The following is an 18190-nucleotide window of genomic DNA, read 5'->3' as shown; positions in this document are numbered from 1 at the left end:
AACCGTTTTGAAAAATAGAAAGGGGCATAACATTTAAACGGATGTTTAAACACACAGGTTTTAAGAAATTGAATTATTAGGCATAATTCGCCTGCCTTCCCTTATTTTCAATGGTGCTATTTGAAGTTCCTTCCCTTATCAAGATAATCGTCGGGTGCCGGGCCGCGAACCTGCGTTTTCTTATCCATCGGCACAAAGGGTGAAGCTTTTTCATCAGCACGGGACAATGTTAGTACCGGCTGCTGGTCATTCTGGACCGCAGTCAGGTTACCCAGGAGTTTGGTATAATCAAAGCATCGGCGGACGATCACATGCACCACTTCAGTCTTTTGTATCTTCCCTTCGACCATCAGCAGACGGGAATTCTGTATTTCCTTGCGGTACTTATCGAATACCTGCGGGAATACAACCAGATTGCTTTGGCCTGTCTCATCTTCCAGGGTAATAAAACAAACGCCTTTGGCGGTACCAGGCCTTTGCCTGACCAGTACGAGGCCAGCGACCTTGATCCACTGTGCTTCCTCGCATTCACTTAATTTACTGCAGGGCAGCACATTCAACATGTTTAATTTTTCCCTTATAAAGCCTACCGGGTGGCCTTTGATCGAAAGCCCTGTAGTCGCATAATCCTGCACGACATGTTCTGATGGCAACATCAGCGGCAATTGCACCTGGGGCTCAAACTCACTTTCCGATGGTTGGCCTTCAAAAGCCGCTATAGGGCGATCCTTCAAGGCTGCGACATCCCAAAGTGCCTGGCGCCTGTCCATACCCATGGAACGGAAGGCATCCCCATTGGCCAGCAGTTCAAGCGTAGCGACTGAAACGCCCGCTTCACAAACCTGACTGGCAGCAGTATATTTCTTTACACGGCCCGAAACAAGACGCTGCATTTCATCTTCCCGGACGCCCTTAACCTGCCTGAACCCTAAACGAAGCGCATAATAGTTACCCCATTTCCGCTCCAGCGTGTTGTCCCATTGAGAAAGGTTGATGTCTGCCGGAAGGATTTTCACACCATGCTCAGCGGCATTCCGCACGATCTGTGCCGGTTGGTAAAAGCCCATGGGCTGGCTGTTCAGCAGGGCAGCTGCGAATACGTCCGGGTAATAACATTTCAGCCAGCAGGATACGTAGACCAGGAGGGCGAAACTGGCTGCGTGGCTTTCCGGAAAACCATAGCTACCGAAACCCTCCAGCTGTTTAAAGATCCGCTGAGCGAAGTCTTTCGTATATCCCCGTTCCACCATGCCATTGACCAGCTTATGTTCAAATTTGGTGACCAGGCCATTAAATTTAAAAGTGGCCATACTCCGTCGCAGGAGATCCGCTTCGGCAGGAGTAAAACCTGCAGCGACGATGGCGATTTCCATGGCCTGCTCCTGGAAAAGCGGCACGCCCAATGTCCTTTCCAGGATGGATTTAATCTCGTCCGAGGGATAATCCACCGATTCCTCACCCGTTCGTCGTCTCAGGTAGGGATGCACCATATCCCCCTGTATGGGTCCGGGTCGTACTATGGCCACTTCGATCACGAGATCGTAAAAGCAATTCGGTTTCATGCGCGGTAACATGGACATCTGCGCGCGGCTTTCAATCTGGAACACGCCCAGGGTATCAGCCTCGGTGATCATCTGGTAAACTTTCGGGTCATCCTGTGGAATATTGGCCAGGGTAAGGTCTAATCCATAATGCTGTTTGGCCAGGTCAAAAGCTTTACGAATGCAGGTGAGCATCCCGAGCCCGAGAACATCGACCTTTAAAAAGCCGAGGGCATCGATATCGTCCTTGTTCCATTCAATGTTCGTCCGGTCCTCCATCCTCGCTTTGAAGATGGGGCACAGGTCGCTCAGCTGTCCTTCGGTAATGACGAAACCGCCGGTATGCTGGCCGAGCTGCCTCGGAAAGCCGATGAGCTGCGACGTGAGGCTTAATACTTTCAACATATGCGGATCCTTGGGGTTCAGTCCGAGGGCCCTGAGTTTATCCTCCTCGAACCATTCATCCGTGAATTCCCAGATCGCGTTGGACAGCCTGTTAACGGTGTCTACCGATAAACCCATAGCCCTGCCCACATCCCGGATCGCGCCTTTTTGATGGAGTACCGTAACAGTGGGCAGGATCGCCGCCCGGTCACGGCCGAACTTGTTGAAAATATACTGGATCACCTCTTCCCTCCTTTCGTGTTCAAAGTCCACATCGATATCGGGCGGCTCGTTGCGTTCTTCCGACATGAAGCGCGCGAACAACAGGTTGAATTTATCGGGGTTAACGGAAGTGATACCCAGGCAAAAGCAGACGGTAGAATTAGCAGCGGATCCCCTACCCTGGCAGAGGATACCATGTTCCCTGGCCCAGCGGACATAATCCTCTACGGTGAGGAAGTAATTGGCATTGTCCGTTTTTTTAATAAAATCAAGTTCAAACGCGATCTGTTTCACCACTTTGGGCGGAAGCTGCTCTCCGTAAAAATTCTTAGCGCCCTGCCAGGCCAGCATCGCAAGCTGTTCATCAGGTGTCCGGCCATCGGTGATCAGCTCTTTTGGATAAACATATTTCAGGCTTTTCAGGTCGAAGATGCAGGCATCGGCAATGACCCGGGCATTGGCTATCGCCTCCGGGTAAGCCCGGAAAATCCGTTCCATTTCGGTTTTCGCCTTCAAATGGCGTTCCGCATTCTGGTGGAGTTTGTAGCCGGCATTATAGATCGTACATTTTTCCCTGACGCAGGTGAGCACATCCTGCAATTCCCGTCTTGAAGGGTCATGGTAATGTACATCGTTGGTTGCGACCATCGGAACGCCGAGTTCTGCCAGCAGAAAAAGACGTTTGGCATCATCCCCTGTGTAATATTTGGTTGCCGCTATGAAAAGTCTATCCCCTAAATTTCGCTCATAGTCAGCAAGGTCGTGCTTGAAAATAAGTTCGAATTCAAAGTCCTCCGTCAGCGAGGCAGGCGGTATGACGATGAAATAACTGCCTTCAGCGAATTCGTAAACATCCTTTTTATAGATAAAACATTTCTCTTTTTCTGCGCGAAAGTTGCCGCGTGTGAGCAGGGCCGACAAACGGGCGTATGCGGCTTTGTCAGTCGGGTAGGCCAGCAGGCTGGGCCCGTCGAGCAGGTCAAGGCGAACCGCGGGGATCAGGCGGATCTTGCGATCGTTTGCGACCACGTATCCCCGGACCAGGCCGGCAAAAGTATTACGGTCGGTAATGGCAATGGCATCGTAACCTAGGTCGGCAGCCTGGTCGACAAGCTCTTCAGGGTGTGATCCGCCCCTGCGGAAGCTGAAATTGCTGGTAACCTGTAGTTCAACGTAACTCATGCGAAAAAGCCGTGTAAAAACCAGTGCCCCGATTGTTCCCCGTTGTAGTGCCCGGACCGGAAGATCCAGTACCGCCTCCCGTCCTGGTCTTCGGCGATATAATAGTCCCGGTGTTCACCTTCCTCCAGCCACCACTCCCGTTCTATGCGTTCCGGACCGTCCGCTTTTTTAATTTCATGCCGTTTTCCCTTATAGATAAAAAGGATCGGCGGGTAGTCCGGGGTGAGCGCAGTCGCCTCTATCGGTTCAGGGTTGTCAAGTAACTGCATCGGCCGGGGTTTATCCCTGCGCCATTCACTGTCCGGTTTTTTCCGGATCTCGTGGGTTGGCAGGGCAGTACGTTCCGGCCAGTAGTGCTCATCAGGCAGGTAACGCCTGATGCCTTCAGTTCCAATTTTTCCGGCGATACGGTCAAGCATTTCCGTTACTACTTCACTGTCCGCCCCTGGTTTCGCGGCCCACAGGTCGTTTTGCTTCTCATTCACAGGCTCTACCTGGAAAGCGTCGAGTACGAAAAGTTCGATGCCCAGGCCCGGGGCGACGGTGTCCAGTTGCAAGGCGAAAAGCTTAAACAGGTGTTCACTGCGATGACTTGCAGAATTGGTGCCGATAGCTACCTTTCCAGACTGACCGTCGATCCGGTAATAGGTCATGATCGCGGTCCTCAATCCGCGCCCCTCGCCATACAACCTTTTACACAGGTTATCCAGCAAAGTTTTAAGGGCTATCTCGATGGCCGGACGCGTACTCACAGGTTCCAGGCAATTTAATCGTTCACTATAAGGCACCGGCTCTTTAAGGGGCACCAGGAATTCCTCTTCCTGCCCAAGTGCCTGTAGCATCCGCAAGATCATTTCTTTTCCGAACCTTCGGCGCAGTACGGCATGGGGTATATGAATGAAGCTGCTGACCTGGTAGAGGCCCAGGTTTTGGAGCTTGATCAACAGATCTGTCGGAAGCCGTAAAGCCGATGGTGGCAACGGCATCATGGCCATACGATGCCCCCCTTCCGGTACAATGAGATCATAAGGGGCACAACGCGCTACGCCCCATGCGCAGCCTATGGTATCCGCCATACCGGGCCTTACGTCATACCCGAATTCCTTCAGGCGACCGGTCAGATCTTTCAGAAAATCCCGTTCGCCGCCCCTCAGGTGGGTGCAACCGGTAACCTCCAGCAGCAGGCCGTCCGGCAGATCGACTGCCACCAATGGGGTATAACGGAGGCTCCATTCTGCAAGTCCTTTGAGGAGCTTCAGGTTATGCCCCGGTTTCCCATCCAACACTTCCAGGCCGGGTGCGATGACCTTCGCGTCGGCCACGACCATCCCGGCAATTACGCCATATTTTTCCGCTTCCGCGCTGGTCGCAGTAATAACGAGCCGGCCGTGGTTGGGTTCAGCAAATACGATAGCCTTTCCTTTCAGGGAGGGCTGACGTATTTTCTTCCAGTCGGTCAGCAGGTGCCTGAACCAAATCGATACGAAACGTTTAGGCATAATACCGCAATTGTTCAGCAGGTTCGATGGGAATAATTGTCCGGAATTTACGTTTCGACCATTCTACCGTCCAGCTCCCGGGATTCCCGTTCCGGACTTTTAACAGGTCGACCTGCCAGCGCGGGAAGCCTACACCAGGCATACCCGGGCGGGGTTCACTGGGCACCTGCCTGACCCGCCATCGGGCTACCGAGGCTGTAGTACCTACCCTTTTTGCGTCTTTCTGAAGGATGAAGCCGGTTACATGGCTTTTTTCCACGGCAAGCTGCAGGCGTCTTGATTCCATAAAGTTCATGCCACCGGTTTCGCAGATCACAGCGGCGACGCCTTCACATTTCAGCGCTTCTTCCGTTACCCACAAAACATCTCTAATGAGCGGCACATCAACAAATACGACCAGATCTGGATCTACTCCAAACAGCTTCAATGCCGGCGGGTAGATGCGCCTGGTAGCACTGATCCACAGGCATGCGCCGCCATGCTGCAGCAATGTCTTTACGAGCCCGGCTATGAAACCGCCGCAGGCCGCGGTATCTTCCGGGCAAAGGCTGATGAACTCATGGACCGTCCCTGTAGGGAAAACGTCATTGGGAAAAGCCTGTTCCAGCGGTCCCAATTCAAAACTTCCCGCCATTCCCGGCAGCGGTGGCCGGAATCCCTCCCATTGCAGGATATCCTGCCGGAGTTTGCTGATGATTTCTTCTTTTGCGCCTGTCATAACCGATCAATTTGGGGACTACAAAACTATGCTAATATTTTTAGCATTTCATTATACTTTTTTACATTTTTTTATCCACTTTTGTTTTCAATGAGAAGTAAGTTATTCACAGATAAGCCGGAAACGGTCAAAACAGGTTCGGAACGCTGGGTACGCATCGTTCCCAACGGAGATGCGACGTATTCCCTTTTCGACCTTTTAAACGAAATTTACCTGGGCCGGATCTTATTCGATGAAGACCATAACTGGATTTATGACGGGCGGTTGCTGAGCGTTGACGATCAGGAAGACATTGCCGCAAAGTTGACCGGCAGCCAAAAAGAAATGGACCAGTTATTAAAAAGCTTAAAGCTATAATCGATGGAGCAATTATGTCTTTTCCGGGGGCAGGGCAAAGCAAAGGCTTGTCCTCCGATTTCCTGGAATATTTTCCGAGCGCAACAATACGGAAAAAGGAAATAAATTCCTGCAGACTTCTATTGCGGAAGCGCCATTAAAATAAACTATGCTCGTTTACAGAACAAGGAAATTAACAAACCTTGTTTGACATTCTGTTAAGGAGATTATACTGCAGGGACCTGGGTGCTAAAAACAGAGTAAGAGTTAGACACCTTCAAAAAAGTAAACTAATTCTTACTTTTATAATTCTTTCCCTTAAAAATTTAATGGCATACGATTTTTCTACTTTAAATGACAAAGAATTCGAGCGGCTGTCCCGCGATATTTTGAATAATAAATTCGAACTCGATTTGCAGGATTTTAAAGGAGGCCAGGATCAGGGTGTAGATTTGAGATGTTGTTCATCAGTCAATCTGAACGCCGTAGTCGTTCAGGCAAAACATTATTTAAAGTCTGGTTATAAAAAACTGCTTGCGGATCTGACTACCAAAGAAAAGCCCAAAGTTATATTACTAAATCCAGATCGCTATATTATTGTAACCTCAGTGCCTTTGAGCAATAAGTATAAGAATGAGCTTTTTGCCTTATTTCGCCCGTATATGCAGACGGCTAATGATATTTTTGGGCCAGAGGATCTGAACAAATATTTAGAAACAGATGCCGAATTAGAAAGGAAATGGTATAAGTTATGGTTGTCTGGAACGAATGTATTACAAACCGTATTGCGCAATGCTGTGTTGGGAAGATCTGCATTTGCGGAGCAAAAAATAAGGAAGACGATTCAACTTTACTGCCATAGTCAAAGTTATGATGATGCGTTTGACATCCTGACGAAACATAAATACATTCTGATAACGGGTCAGCCAGGTGTTGGAAAGACTACTTTGGCCAATTTTCTGACCTATCATCTAATGTCTAAAGATCATCAATTAATTTATGTAGACTCCGATATCAAAGATGCCGAAGAACTTTTCGTAAGTGATCCGAAAGTGAAACAGGTGTTTTATTTTGATGATTTTCTTGGCGCCAATTATTTAGAAATAACCAATCCGCGTACTTCAGAATCTGGCTTCGTGAATTTTCTGGAACGAATCAAGGATACAAAAAATAAGTATTTGATCCTGACTACCCGCACAACTATCTTCAGGACGGCCATGGACAGGTACGAAAAGATGAAAAGGGTCAAGGTAGATATCGCCCGAAAAGAAATAGAACTCGGAAAGTACAATGAACTTGATAAAGCCAAAATACTCTATAATCACCTTTATCATGCCAATCTTAAAGAGGCGCATAAAAATGAAATATTTTCAAAAAAGCAATACTGGAGGATAATCTCCCATCCAAACTATAATCCACGCCTTGTTGAATTCATAACGGAAGCAAATAACAGCTCGGATATTCAGGAAAATCAATTCATGGCGTTTGTAGTGAATACGCTCCAATATCCTGAGGAGGTATGGCGGTATGCATATGAACAACAATTGACAATTGAAGAAAAGATACTTTTACATATAATCTACCTCCAAAAAGCGAATACACAGTCTTTTCATACCAAGGAAATGTTCGATATCATGCTGGATTATGAGGTACGGGCGTTTAATTGCCAGCCAAAAGCAAACCCTTTTCAAAATGCCTGTAAAAAATTACTGGACGGAATTCTAAAAAAAGAAGTAACGATTAGTAACCAGTCAGAACACATTGAATTCATTAATCCATCTATAAATGATTTTCTAAATCACTATTTCATTCAGAACGAGGAAGCACGTTGGAAATTGATCAAGGGAACCGCTTATATTGAACAGCTCGAACAAGTAAAACAGCACTTTTTTGTGTATAACACCAGTAAACTGCAATCACTACAGGAAGAGACATCAAATTTTGCAAGGTATTTACTGGAGGTTTTCGATTATATCAAATCTTTAGATGTCGAAGTTGTTGACATTCAGTTAAGAAAATGTGCGTTACTTAATGAGCTTTTCAGTTTAAATGAACAGGTTGCAGAGGCGGTAGACCACCAAATCCTAACTATAGTAACAACGTACCCGATCAATAGCATTGATAAAGACAACAGATCCTATTTTATAAAATTGGTGATAAGGGCTGCCCCACACAGTCCGTTGGAAGCCTTTATTGAAAAGCAATGGGATGAAATTATTTTTCAATTACTTGACACAGCAGCAATCGAAGATGATTTTGAGGATGTGCTAAACATTTTTAATGAGTATGGTTACGTATTTGATGATTTTATAAAAAAGCCTGGATTCTACGATAAAGTGAAAGGTTATCTGGAATTTTACATTGGGTGGCAAACTGAATCCTGGGTAAATGATGACAAAGAAGGGATTTTATGTGAGGAAGATTGGGTGTTGTCTAAAAATGATGTCAAAATTAAACGCACGGACTTCCTTTACAAATTTGCGATAGAAGATGATTTCTTTTTCGAAGAAAACTATTACAAAGATGATAAATTGGAAGCACTTATCGAACGTAACCAGGAATATGCAGCCAGTCAAGCAGCACGAAACACATTGATCAATAAACAGTCTATTGATTCAGGCGCGGGCAACTTTGAAAAAGAAATAGAAGAATTGTTTACCGGAAGCTACGACCCTAATGATCCATGGCTGGATGCCGCACGGGGACCACAATTTTAATTTCTAATTATTATTCCTGTTCTAAAGACGGAGGGTTAATTGCACCATGTATTACCCGGTTTTTACGGCCATATTGTCAACATTCGTCAAATAAACACGTATATGGACCGATCGATAAGACGTCGTTAACTATTTTGTGGATCAAGATTGTTGTTATATTTGAATTGATTTAAACCTGTCATGCAAGAAAATATAATTGAAGTAAGAGTTTTTATTTCCTGTCCTGGTGACGTTACTGAAGAAAAGGATATGGTCAGGGCAATTATTGACAGCATCAATAATACTCTTTTCATAACAAATTCTTCCATTCGTTTTAAAGCTTTGGATTGGCGTGACATTGTTGCAAAAATGGATGGTCGTGCCCAGGAACAGATCAACGAGGTTTTCTCAGATTACGATATTTATCTCGGCATGTTGTGGATGCGCTTCGGGACGCCGACCGGTGCAATTAACCCAGATACAAATACTGAATATCAAAGTGGGACTGAAGAGGAGTTCAGATTGGCCTTACTAAAATACCGGAATGGCCAACAAATAAATATGTACCTGTTTTTTAAGGAGCCTAAAGCGTCTGGGACCCTTAGTGAAACTAAACAACATATGCGGGTCTTGGAATTTTACGAAGAGGTAAAATCACTTGGTTGGATCTTAAGGATTCCAAACAAACAACAAAGCATTGACTTCAACAATAAGGTCCATTCAATTTTGTATGAATGGGTACGTAGGATGGAAACCCAAAAACTGGTTAAGGAAAAGGAACTATTTCTGGAACAGCCAAAAGCTGATGAAATCAGCTTTATCAGTTTAAACCCGACAACATTTATTGCAAAGGCATATATGGCGGATCCTGTTATCCAGCGATCTCTGGTTGCATTTGAGGATCAGAAAAATAAGCTGGATATATTTTTTGAACAAGGACCCGAAATTGCACTGAACAGTCTGATAACTGGACAAAAAAGAATAGTACTTCTCGGAAATGCGGGTTCCGGAAAATCCATCGAACTTGGGCAGCTTGCCCATTTTTATGCAAGGAAGGATACGCCATTTATACCGGTCTACCAGAAGATGAACACCTACGTTGAGGATCCCATAGAAGACTTCCTTCCATCCGGATGGGATTCGATCCCAGAAAGAAATGCTTTAATCATTTTGGATGGCCTGGATGAAGTACAACCACAGCATTTTAATACGGCTGTAAGGCAAGTACTGAATTTTTCCGATAAATACCCCGAATTGCGGATGGTTATTTCCTGCAGGACGAACTTTTATCATTTTCCTGAAAATGGCTCAAGGGGAACTTTACCTGAATTTAGTATTTATTTCTTTTCCGATATTCCGGGCAATAAATTATATGGTTATGCGGATCGATATTATAATGTCGACGTTATGGCCTTTGTTAAGGCTGCTCGTGAAGAAGGTTTTACAGAACTTAGCAAACAACCTTTCTTCCTGAACCTGCTGCTTAAACAGTTTCAGACGCACCAAAATCTCAGGGTCGACAGGGTTGAAATCATGGACATGTTTATCCAGGAGCGAATCAATCTCGATCAGGCGCATTTTGAATTTACTACCAATCTAAAGGCGCAAAAACAGCGGATACAGAACATATTAAAACGACTTGCACTCAGTATGGAGGCGATGGGGCGCAATTACGTGACCTACGACGAGCTCCAGATCATTATACCCGAACCTGGAGATTTCGAATTGTTGAAATATGCGACTGCTTTTCAGTCATCGGGTACCGGCATTTGGGGATTTGATCATAATAATATTCAGGAATACCTCGCGGCAAGTGCGCTGATGACGCTGCCTCTTGAAAAGATTCAAGCATTTCTTTCCTTTAACAATAAACGGATCAAGCCCAGCTGGGTAAATACTTTGTTTTTCCTAATGAGTATTATCAATGATAAGCAGCGGAAAGCCCTCGTGAACTGGATATTTGAAATAGAACCGGAGGTATTGGTAAAAATTGAAGCTGATAAAGTAGATGAAACAACACGTTTTGAACTATTTAAGCGGATCTTTGCATATTATAAAGAACAGAAAGTTTGGCTTCGCTCCAATAAATTTACCGAAAAGGAACTGGCTATTTTTACACCGCAGGATTCAGGAGCTGAATATTTGCTGAATGAACTAAACGATTCCGAAAATCTGCGAATCACGCGTCTTAATGCACTCCATGTAATCCGCTACCTTAAATTGAATGGGACGATTCTCAACGAAACTGTAGGCGGAATAAAAAACTTTATAGTGGAGTTTTCAGCTGACGGATATGCAGTTTTCGATGCTGTTCATACGCTTGAGGGACTCGGGCTGGCTAACAGGGAAACCATCGATTATCTGATGGAACTATTTGGCAACGTTGGTAATCAATACATCAGGGCGGCTTTATATTCTATAATTATAAACGCTGCGTTGATTAATGATTACATCGATTATTTCCTTGCAGGCTTATTATCAGACTTCGACAAAACAGAAAGGGAAAAAGTTCACCTTATGGATGAAGGTGTTTTGTTGCGCGAAGGCCTTGGTCTGGTAACAGGTTATCAGGCGCTAAAAAAGATTTTGCAGGTATTTAAAGATCCGTTTAACAGAAAAATCATCGATCTTTTTGAAAGGCGTGAGGTATTTGAGAAGATACTGGATAATGTCCGGGTCATCGCTAAGACTCAACCGACTATCATTGATGATGTCTATGAAGTTTACCTGGTATATGGAAGGGTATCAGAGGAAGCAATGGCTATGAAAATAGCAGCTTTTTTTAATCAGGTTAATGCTGGTGACATGATTTTCAAAAAGCTATTTGAAGATAATAAAATTGATCCCTTTGAAAAGGGTCTACTTATGCAGCCACTTCTGACGCCTGAAATGACGGACTATCTGATCAGCCAGTATGAGGCACGAAATACCACGAACAAAGACCTTCTGGAACTTTATGACAATATTACCAGAACAAGGATCAGGGATAGTTATGAATCAGAAATCAATTACCTTACGGAACAACTAACCAACAAAACCCAGGCCCTTGCTACCGTACCAAAAATCAATTATATAGAACTACGCCGCCAGCGTGAGCAGGATAGCTTTAACTTATTTTTTTCAGAAGAGGCTTACCGGGCAGCATTAAGGCAGTTCTTTGATGATTACGGACAAGCCGAAGTTAACTGGGATGATGTGTGGAAGATCAACTATTATGGTTTAAACGAAAAATATATCCTGCCGGACGCCATTTTCGACCTATTATCAGATTTCACCAGACGAAATGAGACGATAACGCTCGAGCGGGCCATACGATTTACAAATCGCGAACCTGATTTTGAACGGTACCGGTTTAGTAAAATAAAGAGCAAGATTGAAATGAATTCTGCTCTGGTAATATCTTCTGAACAACAAACGCAGATCGAGGAATGGGTAAAAAACACCATTCTCAACACAGATATTTCAGGGGCAATAAAAGTCGCGGCCGAAAACCCCAACTATTTTACCTACAGTGGCACCGCAACGATTCTGTGGTTTTATATCAAAAAATATAGGATCATTACGGATGAACAGAAAGTATTAGATTTTACGTTGTTCGATGAGCAAAAAAACAATGAAGAACGAAGTCTTGATTTTGAAGCAATAGAACACCTTGTAGGCACCCAAAAACTACAACAACGTATTCTTCAGAATCTTTATAAAGGGATTGAATTTGATCGGGCCTGGCGCAACAATGCCCTTTATGCACTAGACAACAAACTCGTGGACGCATGGTTACAGATTTTAAAAGACCTTTCCCAATCTAATAAATCATCTTATGTCCGAACTTCGGTATTAAACGCATTCGCAGAATCCCCGGGAAGCGAGAAATCGCTGATGACCCTGCTGAAAGTAATAGGTTCTGATGATTTACAATGGAAAATAGTCGAACATATTAAAGACCGCCCGGCAATTCATGATGAGTTGATTAATTACCTAAAGAATATATTAGTAAAGGAAGATTATCCCTTTGATCAAAAGTTCAGAGCGGCCCGTTATTTGACGGAAAAAGGCATGCCGGAAGGAACACGATATTACGTTGATTTTCTGCTATATGAAGCCGGTCCAGATTTTGATTTTTATCACGAGGCAGTTCAATTAAGGTGGATCAGGGATATAAATTTTTTACCGGAACTGATCGCGTTGCTAAAAAAGGCAAAGACTGATGAATACTTCATGGATGATTTCAACCGTTTTGATTCTATGGTATCGGATGCGATCTTCAATATCGGACTTATCTCAGAGCCTAATTTAAGCCGTGTTAAAAAAGAATTACTTCATTTCATAAATGAAAATACAGGCAAAATTGAACACATTAATTTTTTAAATCCAATGATCGATCGGATGGAATACAGCTTCTATCTCTCTCAAACACAAAACAGATCCGTATATGACGCGGTAAAAGAAGTCAACGATGTTTTAATATTGGACTAAGGGTTACACCAATTGAATTATCTTCGGTTATGCGATTTTTAACAAATTTTTTTGATCTTAAAATTGCTAAAGCCCAAAAAGTCGATTACACAACCTTTTTTGTAATCGACTTTTTACTGCAAAAGTTACGGCCTAAGTTATTCCTTCAGGCCATGTTAATCTTTTAGGTCGTCATCTAAAAAAAGCGATTTCAGGCAGTCAAAGTACTACCATCGCGTGCCGCAGACTATCCAATTAACTTGTCATTAAAGGCGGCAAAAGTATTTCAGCAATACACTGCACAAACTATTCCTACTCCAAATTGTTGTAAGATTTACCTGTGACCGTTTTTCCTGCCAATGAATAAAGTTCCCATGCAAAAAAGAATAATTGTAGTCGACGATGATGATGACGTATTGCAGATCATGCGGTTCATCCTGGAAGAACAGGGACACCTGGTCGAAGCCGTCTGTGACATCGAGTCTTTTAACCGGTTGACAGGGTTCAAACCCGATCTCATCCTGCTTGATGACTGGCTGATCGATGGATACGGTCATGAACTCTGTCAAAAACTTAAGCAGGACCATCGAACAAGAATGGTCCCTGTGATTTTGATCTCCGCACAAAACGGCATTGAAGAAGCGGCAGAGAAAGGCAATGCCGATGACTATATAACCAAGCCTTTTGATGTTGACTTTTTCATGAGCAAGATACAAGCCTGGCTGTCGCCGCATTACAACTCCTGCAGTCCCAATTAGCCTAAAACCGGCATCAGCTTTGTTTGACCTGTTTTTTTCATTGATAAATTCCAACCAGCAGATGCTGTTAAGCCAAACTACGCATCATGGTCAAAGCTATCCTCTATGTTAACCGCTGGAGCCATATCATTTTTTCGACCCAAGGCCGCCTAAATTCAATTAAAATAAAGATTCGTGGAAACCCGAAAAAAGATCGAATCCTTTGTCCTGCGCAGGCTCATCGTCCGCAATGGACAGTTCCAATGCCGGCAATTCAGGGTAGTCGAAAGGCTCCGTAGGATCCAGGGCTGCCTGGAATTCCTTTGAAATGGAACAGGCGCTCATCTGCTCAGCAGGGAAACCCGTTTTGGCAATTTCCAGGATGCGGTCATCACTAATCTCCTCCATCATCCATTCCCAGGCCAGTTCATTGCTCAATATTGTCGGCATCCTTTTTTTGGAATTATGGACCTTTTCCATCAAATCAGTAGCGGGCGCAGTAACAATTGAAAGCGTTTTGCTAACCTCTCCTGTGTCTTTGTCAATCCACTCCTGCCATATCCCGGCCATATAAAAGTATTCTTGATCTGTAACCGAAATATAATAGGGATATTTATCCGGTGTTTTCAACGGACGACCTGTCTTTTTATGGTTACGATAGACATGCCGCCATTCATAAAAACCTGTGGAAATAACAAGGCAACGGCGACGGCGGGCTGCTTCCGCATAAATGGATTCTTTTGTACCTTCTTCATTGATAAACAGGTTTTCAGCTTTGGCATTTTGCGTAGTATAACCGGTATGCCATTTCCCTTTACTATCCTTATATCCCAGCCTGAATTTCTGCACATGTTCCCGGTTTCTGATATAAGCAGGCAGGAAGCCCCACTCCATCTGCACAATATCAAAGTTAGTCTTAGCATCATTAGGGAGCAGTACAGCAACCAAATCTTCGCTGAACCCGCTGATCACGCCTTTATTTAAAAAGTCATAGTTCTTAACCGCTTTTTCCAGTTGTTTGAGCTGGATAAACTCCGCCCTCGTCACCCTTTGCCCGTTATAATAACACATAATTACCTGGTTGTTAAATATGCTGCAATCCGCGCACCAAAGAACTCCGCCTCTACCTGCCTTCCCTCCGGTACCGATGTCCAGAACGTCTTTTTACCACCCAGCGCCTCATAGATTACGAGCGGGGGCCTGTCATCAGAAAAACGGATATGATATACCTGCATGCCCTGCAACTCGTGCCCGGTCACCCAAAAGGTAATATCATGCAGCTCGATGGTGAATTCCGTTTCCGTTTGCATTGATTAAAATTAGGCAAAATTACCCGATTCGCAAAAATCCCATTCTCCCGTTACTGTCCCGGTTTATGCGGCCGCAATTCCCAGTTTGCTGTCGACGTAAGCAAAAGCATTCAGTGCAAGGTCGAGGTGTTCCTGTGTATGTGTTGCCATGAGGCTTGTCCTGATACGCGCGTTTTTCCGGGACACTCCAGGGTAAACGATAGCGTTCGCATAGACACCGGCTTCCAGTAACAACCGCGCCGCGTCACCTGTTTTATGCGCGTCCCCGATCTTAACCGGGATGATCGGAGACTCGGTGTTCCCGATATCCATCCCCAGGCTAAGGAGCCCTTTTTTGAAATAGGCGACATTCTCTGCAAGGCGCCGCCGCCACTCCGGTTCTTCATCGATCAGGTCGATCGCCTTGAGCAGCCCGGCCGCTGCAGGGGTCGAGGTGGAAGAAAATACCTGCTGCCGCGACTGGTATTTTATAAAATTGATCATTTTAGGATCGGCCACAACGAAACCTCCGATATGGCCAAAGGCCTTACTCAGTGTACCGGAAATCACGTCGACTTTATCCAGCATACCGCATAGCTCGATCGCTCCCCTGCCGTTTTTCCCTAGCACGCCGATACCGTGGGCATCGTCCACCATCAGGAAACCACCATAGCGTTTGGTCAGGTCGTATATTTCCTCCATCCGGGCGAGATCCCCATCCTGTGAATACACGCCATCGATGATAACCATGCGGGTGAGCTTGTCCTTCGTTTCTTTCAATATCCGTTCGAGCATCTCGAGGTTATTATGCGGGAACATTTTCAACTGCGTTTCTTTGCAGCCTTCGTAGACACTCGCATGGACGGCCATGTCAACAATGGCAACATCCTCTTTTTTTAGCATAGCCAGGATCGTCGCGCTGTTTGCAGTGTACCCGGTGGTATAGATGATCGCTGAATCCGGCGACCTTCCAAAAAAGGAAGAAATCTTTTCCTCCAGCATTTGGTGATAAATGTGATGCCCCCCGATCAGCGGTGAAGCCCCGGCCCCGGTGCCATATTTTTCGATACCCTCGATGGCGGCGGCCTTCACTTTCGGGTGCTGCGTAAAATTGAGGTAATCGTTGGAAACTAGGCTTACGCACTTCTGCGGCGTTTTATGAAACGGGGAAGTTACCCACATTTCAGGTCCGCAGCCCCCTAAGGTCAGGAAGCGGTAGTTCATGTGGCCATGGGACTCCATATAACCGGTAAATTCATAAAAAGCCTCAGCACGCTCGAAAGCGTTCAGGTCAGGGATGTTCTCGAAATCTTTGAAACTGGCTTTGTTGAAATCAATATTTGTTTTCATAAGGTCGTGGTTTAAGTAAATCAATAACCTTAAATTAAATATTTTTCCCCACACAGGGAAAAATAAAATGTGTTTTAAACAATTATTATAATATCCTTAATTTGAATGATAAAAACGGCTGTTTTTTATGAGAATTTCAGTACATCCGAGCCTGATTTTAACTAAAAATCATCAACGTTAGCTTGCCGTTTAATCAAATAGCAACGGAAGCGAAGAAATAAGGAAGGTGCCGGACAAAATGAATAAAAATCTTCCCCGAACGCTTCCTTTTGTAAATGCGGATGGCAACGGGGAAATCAATAATCAGCCAATTCCTGCTTAATCCGAACAATTGCAGGAACTTGTTATCAGAGTTGCGGATTAAATCCGTTTAAAATCAAAAACATCAGAACATTCTTATTTACAGAATATTATCTCAAATTCTGATAAATTAATGAAGTACATCGCTTATCTTTATATCGAAACCTATATACGGCCTTTCGATACCTGCTGCCGTTGATTTGACAAGCGTTATTTGTTATTCCATTAACCAGTTTGTAAACACATACGGCATATGAAGCAAACCGTCCTGACTTTTATTGCAGACATCAAAGGTGCTGAAACGGAAAAGCTGAAGGAAGTCTTTGCGGTGATCCACGCAAACCTCCTCAAAAACCCATACATCAGCTTCCAGGAGGTTACCCTGGTCCATTTCGCAAGTTTTGTGATCGCCAATGAACAATCTGCAAATCCCCAGTTAATCTTCGAAAACAATTTCGATGGCGATGTTTCGGTCTATCTTGATGAGTTGACTACCGTGGCTGGGCACGGGCTGCATGAAATCTATCGCCACTGCAAGGGCTACGATCAGCAGGCGATGAACGCAGGGTACATCAGTAATTATCTCCAAAGCAGGATCGTCCGACCGAACGCCTTCCATATCGGTAACGTCGGGCGGGAGGCAAAGGTGGTCAGAGAAAACCAGCTGCTCAGGGAAACCCTCCAGCAAAACCTCGACAACCTGTTTAGCCGAAAACCTCCTGCAAGCTATACGGCGCCTGCGCTGCGAAAGGATCTCCTGGCGACGATCCCGATTCCGCAAGCGCTCCCGCCGCATCAAAGTGTAGCGGAAAAAGTCCTGCCCTGGGTTAAACTTGTCCTGTTTGGACTTGTGTGCGGACCTTTGCTGATCATTCCCGCTCTGGTTGCCATTCCTATCCTACGGCGGCTGGAAAAAACAGATATCCCCGATGACAAACCGGCATCTGCAGCCGATATTTCACAGTTCATTATTACCGAAAACCAGATCACGCAAAATCACCTTGCCGTGGTGACCGATATCAAATCGCCGAAATTCCGCCTTTACTTATTAAAGTTCGTGCTGTTTGCCATTAACCTGATCGCACGTACTGCCACAAAAGGTAAACTCAGCGGTATCCCGAGCATCCATTTCGCCCATTGGTCGGTCATTAACAACGGTCAGCAAATGCTGTTTCTCAGCAATTATGACGGAAGCTGGATCAGCTATCTTGATGATTTCATCGATAAGGCTGCAAGGGGACTTACAGGGATCTGGAGCAATTCAAAAGGCTTCCCCTCAACCCGTTTCCTGATACTGGACGGAGCACGCGACGAATTGCAGTTCAAGGCCTATTCCCGCAATCACCAGGTGCCTTCACTTGTCTGGTACAGCGCCTACAGGGATTTGACCGTCCAGAATATCGATAAGGACAGCAAAATACGGGAAGCGATACCCGCCAATTTAACTGATACTGAAACAGAAGCTTGGCTTAAACTTTTTTAAC

General features: G+C 44.9%; 11 protein-coding genes. 5 read left to right on the top strand and 6 right to left on the bottom strand.

What is annotated here, in order from left to right; all coding sequences use genetic code 11:
• Positions 1 to 116 precede the first annotated feature (116 nt).
• Genes BMX50_RS18885 through BMX50_RS18875 form a run of 3 tightly spaced genes read right to left on the bottom strand, consistent with a single transcriptional unit; the run spans position 117 to position 5546 of the window.
• On the bottom strand, positions 117 to 3329 hold the full coding sequence (locus tag BMX50_RS18885; RefSeq protein ID WP_091212104.1) for an error-prone DNA polymerase: 3213 nt from the start codon (positions 3327 to 3329) through the stop codon (positions 117 to 119).
• Positions 3326 to 4828 carry a Y-family DNA polymerase gene (locus tag BMX50_RS18880; RefSeq protein ID WP_091212103.1) on the bottom strand — a complete coding sequence of 501 codons (1503 nt, stop codon included), beginning with the start codon at positions 4826 to 4828 and terminating at the stop codon, positions 3326 to 3328. The genes BMX50_RS18885 and BMX50_RS18880 overlap by 4 nt, the downstream gene beginning before the upstream one ends.
• On the bottom strand, positions 4821 to 5546 hold the full coding sequence (locus tag BMX50_RS18875; protein ID WP_091212102.1) for an ImuA family protein: 726 nt from the start codon (positions 5544 to 5546) through the stop codon (positions 4821 to 4823). Before BMX50_RS18875 ends, BMX50_RS18880 begins: the two co-directional genes overlap by 8 nt.
• A 90-nt stretch (positions 5547 to 5636) precedes the next feature.
• On the opposite strand from BMX50_RS18875, the gene BMX50_RS18870 reads away from it, so the two are divergent.
• The 4 genes from BMX50_RS18870 to BMX50_RS18855 all read left to right on the top strand — a co-directional run bounded on the left by BMX50_RS18870 (position 5637) and on the right by BMX50_RS18855 (position 13788).
• Positions 5637 to 5903 carry a hypothetical protein gene (locus BMX50_RS18870; protein ID WP_091212101.1) on the top strand — a complete coding sequence of 89 codons (267 nt, stop codon included), beginning with the start codon at positions 5637 to 5639 and terminating at the stop codon, positions 5901 to 5903.
• Between the two features lie 308 nt (positions 5904 to 6211).
• Positions 6212 to 8599, top strand: a complete 2388-nt coding sequence (locus BMX50_RS18865; protein ID WP_091212100.1) for an nSTAND3 domain-containing NTPase — start codon at positions 6212 to 6214, stop codon at positions 8597 to 8599.
• A 180-nt stretch (positions 8600 to 8779) separates the two neighbouring features.
• Positions 8780 to 13051, top strand: a complete 4272-nt coding sequence (locus BMX50_RS18860; RefSeq protein WP_091212099.1) for an NACHT domain-containing protein — start codon at positions 8780 to 8782, stop codon at positions 13049 to 13051.
• 338 nt (positions 13052 to 13389) lie between these two features.
• Positions 13390 to 13788 carry a response regulator gene (locus tag BMX50_RS18855; protein ID WP_091212098.1) on the top strand — a complete coding sequence of 133 codons (399 nt, stop codon included), beginning with the start codon at positions 13390 to 13392 and terminating at the stop codon, positions 13786 to 13788.
• Positions 13789 to 13947: 159 nt separating this feature from the next.
• Here the strand turns inward: BMX50_RS18855 and BMX50_RS18850 are convergent, their stop codons facing one another.
• The 3 genes from BMX50_RS18850 to BMX50_RS18840 form a co-directional block, all read right to left on the bottom strand.
• Positions 13948 to 14838: an SOS response-associated peptidase gene (locus tag BMX50_RS18850; protein WP_091212097.1), complete on the bottom strand. Its 891-nt coding sequence runs from the start codon at positions 14836 to 14838 to the stop codon at positions 13948 to 13950.
• A 2-nt stretch (positions 14839 to 14840) separates the two neighbouring features.
• Positions 14841 to 15077, bottom strand: a complete 237-nt coding sequence (locus BMX50_RS18845) for a hypothetical protein (RefSeq protein ID WP_091212096.1) — start codon at positions 15075 to 15077, stop codon at positions 14841 to 14843.
• 63 nt (positions 15078 to 15140) lie between these two features.
• On the bottom strand, positions 15141 to 16406 hold the full coding sequence (locus BMX50_RS18840) for an aminotransferase class I/II-fold pyridoxal phosphate-dependent enzyme (RefSeq protein WP_091212095.1): 1266 nt from the start codon (positions 16404 to 16406) through the stop codon (positions 15141 to 15143).
• Between the two features lie 553 nt (positions 16407 to 16959).
• On the opposite strand from BMX50_RS18840, the gene BMX50_RS18835 reads away from it, so the two are divergent.
• Positions 16960 to 18189 (top strand): hypothetical protein, encoded by a 1230-nt coding sequence (locus BMX50_RS18835; RefSeq protein WP_091212094.1) that lies wholly within the window; start codon positions 16960 to 16962, stop codon positions 18187 to 18189.
• Position 18190 lies beyond the last annotated feature (1 nt).

Origin of the sequence: Mucilaginibacter gossypiicola, from assembly GCF_900110105.1 — a bacterium.
Taxonomy (GTDB): Bacteria; Bacteroidota; Bacteroidia; order Sphingobacteriales; family Sphingobacteriaceae; genus Mucilaginibacter; species Mucilaginibacter gossypiicola.
The sequence above is the reverse complement of the archived record's forward strand: the minus strand, read 5'-3'. Positions and strand labels throughout refer to the sequence as shown.

Excerpts from the sequence above, each read along its gene's own strand:
- BMX50_RS18885 (WP_091212104.1), bottom strand. The coding sequence starts at position 3,329 with ATGAGTTACGTTGAACTACAGGTTACCAGCAATTTCAGCTTCCGCAGG.
- BMX50_RS18880 (WP_091212103.1), bottom strand. The coding sequence starts at position 4,828 with ATGCCTAAACGTTTCGTATCGATTTGGTTCAGGCACCTGCTGACCGAC.
- BMX50_RS18875 (WP_091212102.1), bottom strand. The coding sequence starts at position 5,546 with ATGACAGGCGCAAAAGAAGAAATCATCAGCAAACTCCGGCAGGATATC.
- BMX50_RS18870 (WP_091212101.1), top strand. The coding sequence starts at position 5,637 with ATGAGAAGTAAGTTATTCACAGATAAGCCGGAAACGGTCAAAACAGGT.
- BMX50_RS18865 (WP_091212100.1), top strand. The coding sequence starts at position 6,212 with ATGGCATACGATTTTTCTACTTTAAATGACAAAGAATTCGAGCGGCTG.
- BMX50_RS18860 (WP_091212099.1), top strand. The coding sequence starts at position 8,780 with ATGCAAGAAAATATAATTGAAGTAAGAGTTTTTATTTCCTGTCCTGGT.
- BMX50_RS18855 (WP_091212098.1), top strand. The coding sequence starts at position 13,390 with ATGAATAAAGTTCCCATGCAAAAAAGAATAATTGTAGTCGACGATGAT.
- BMX50_RS18850 (WP_091212097.1), bottom strand. The coding sequence starts at position 14,838 with ATGTGTTATTATAACGGGCAAAGGGTGACGAGGGCGGAGTTTATCCAG.
- BMX50_RS18845 (WP_091212096.1), bottom strand. The coding sequence starts at position 15,077 with ATGCAAACGGAAACGGAATTCACCATCGAGCTGCATGATATTACCTTT.
- BMX50_RS18840 (WP_091212095.1), bottom strand. The coding sequence starts at position 16,406 with ATGAAAACAAATATTGATTTCAACAAAGCCAGTTTCAAAGATTTCGAG.
- BMX50_RS18835 (WP_091212094.1), top strand. The coding sequence starts at position 16,960 with ATGAAGCAAACCGTCCTGACTTTTATTGCAGACATCAAAGGTGCTGAA.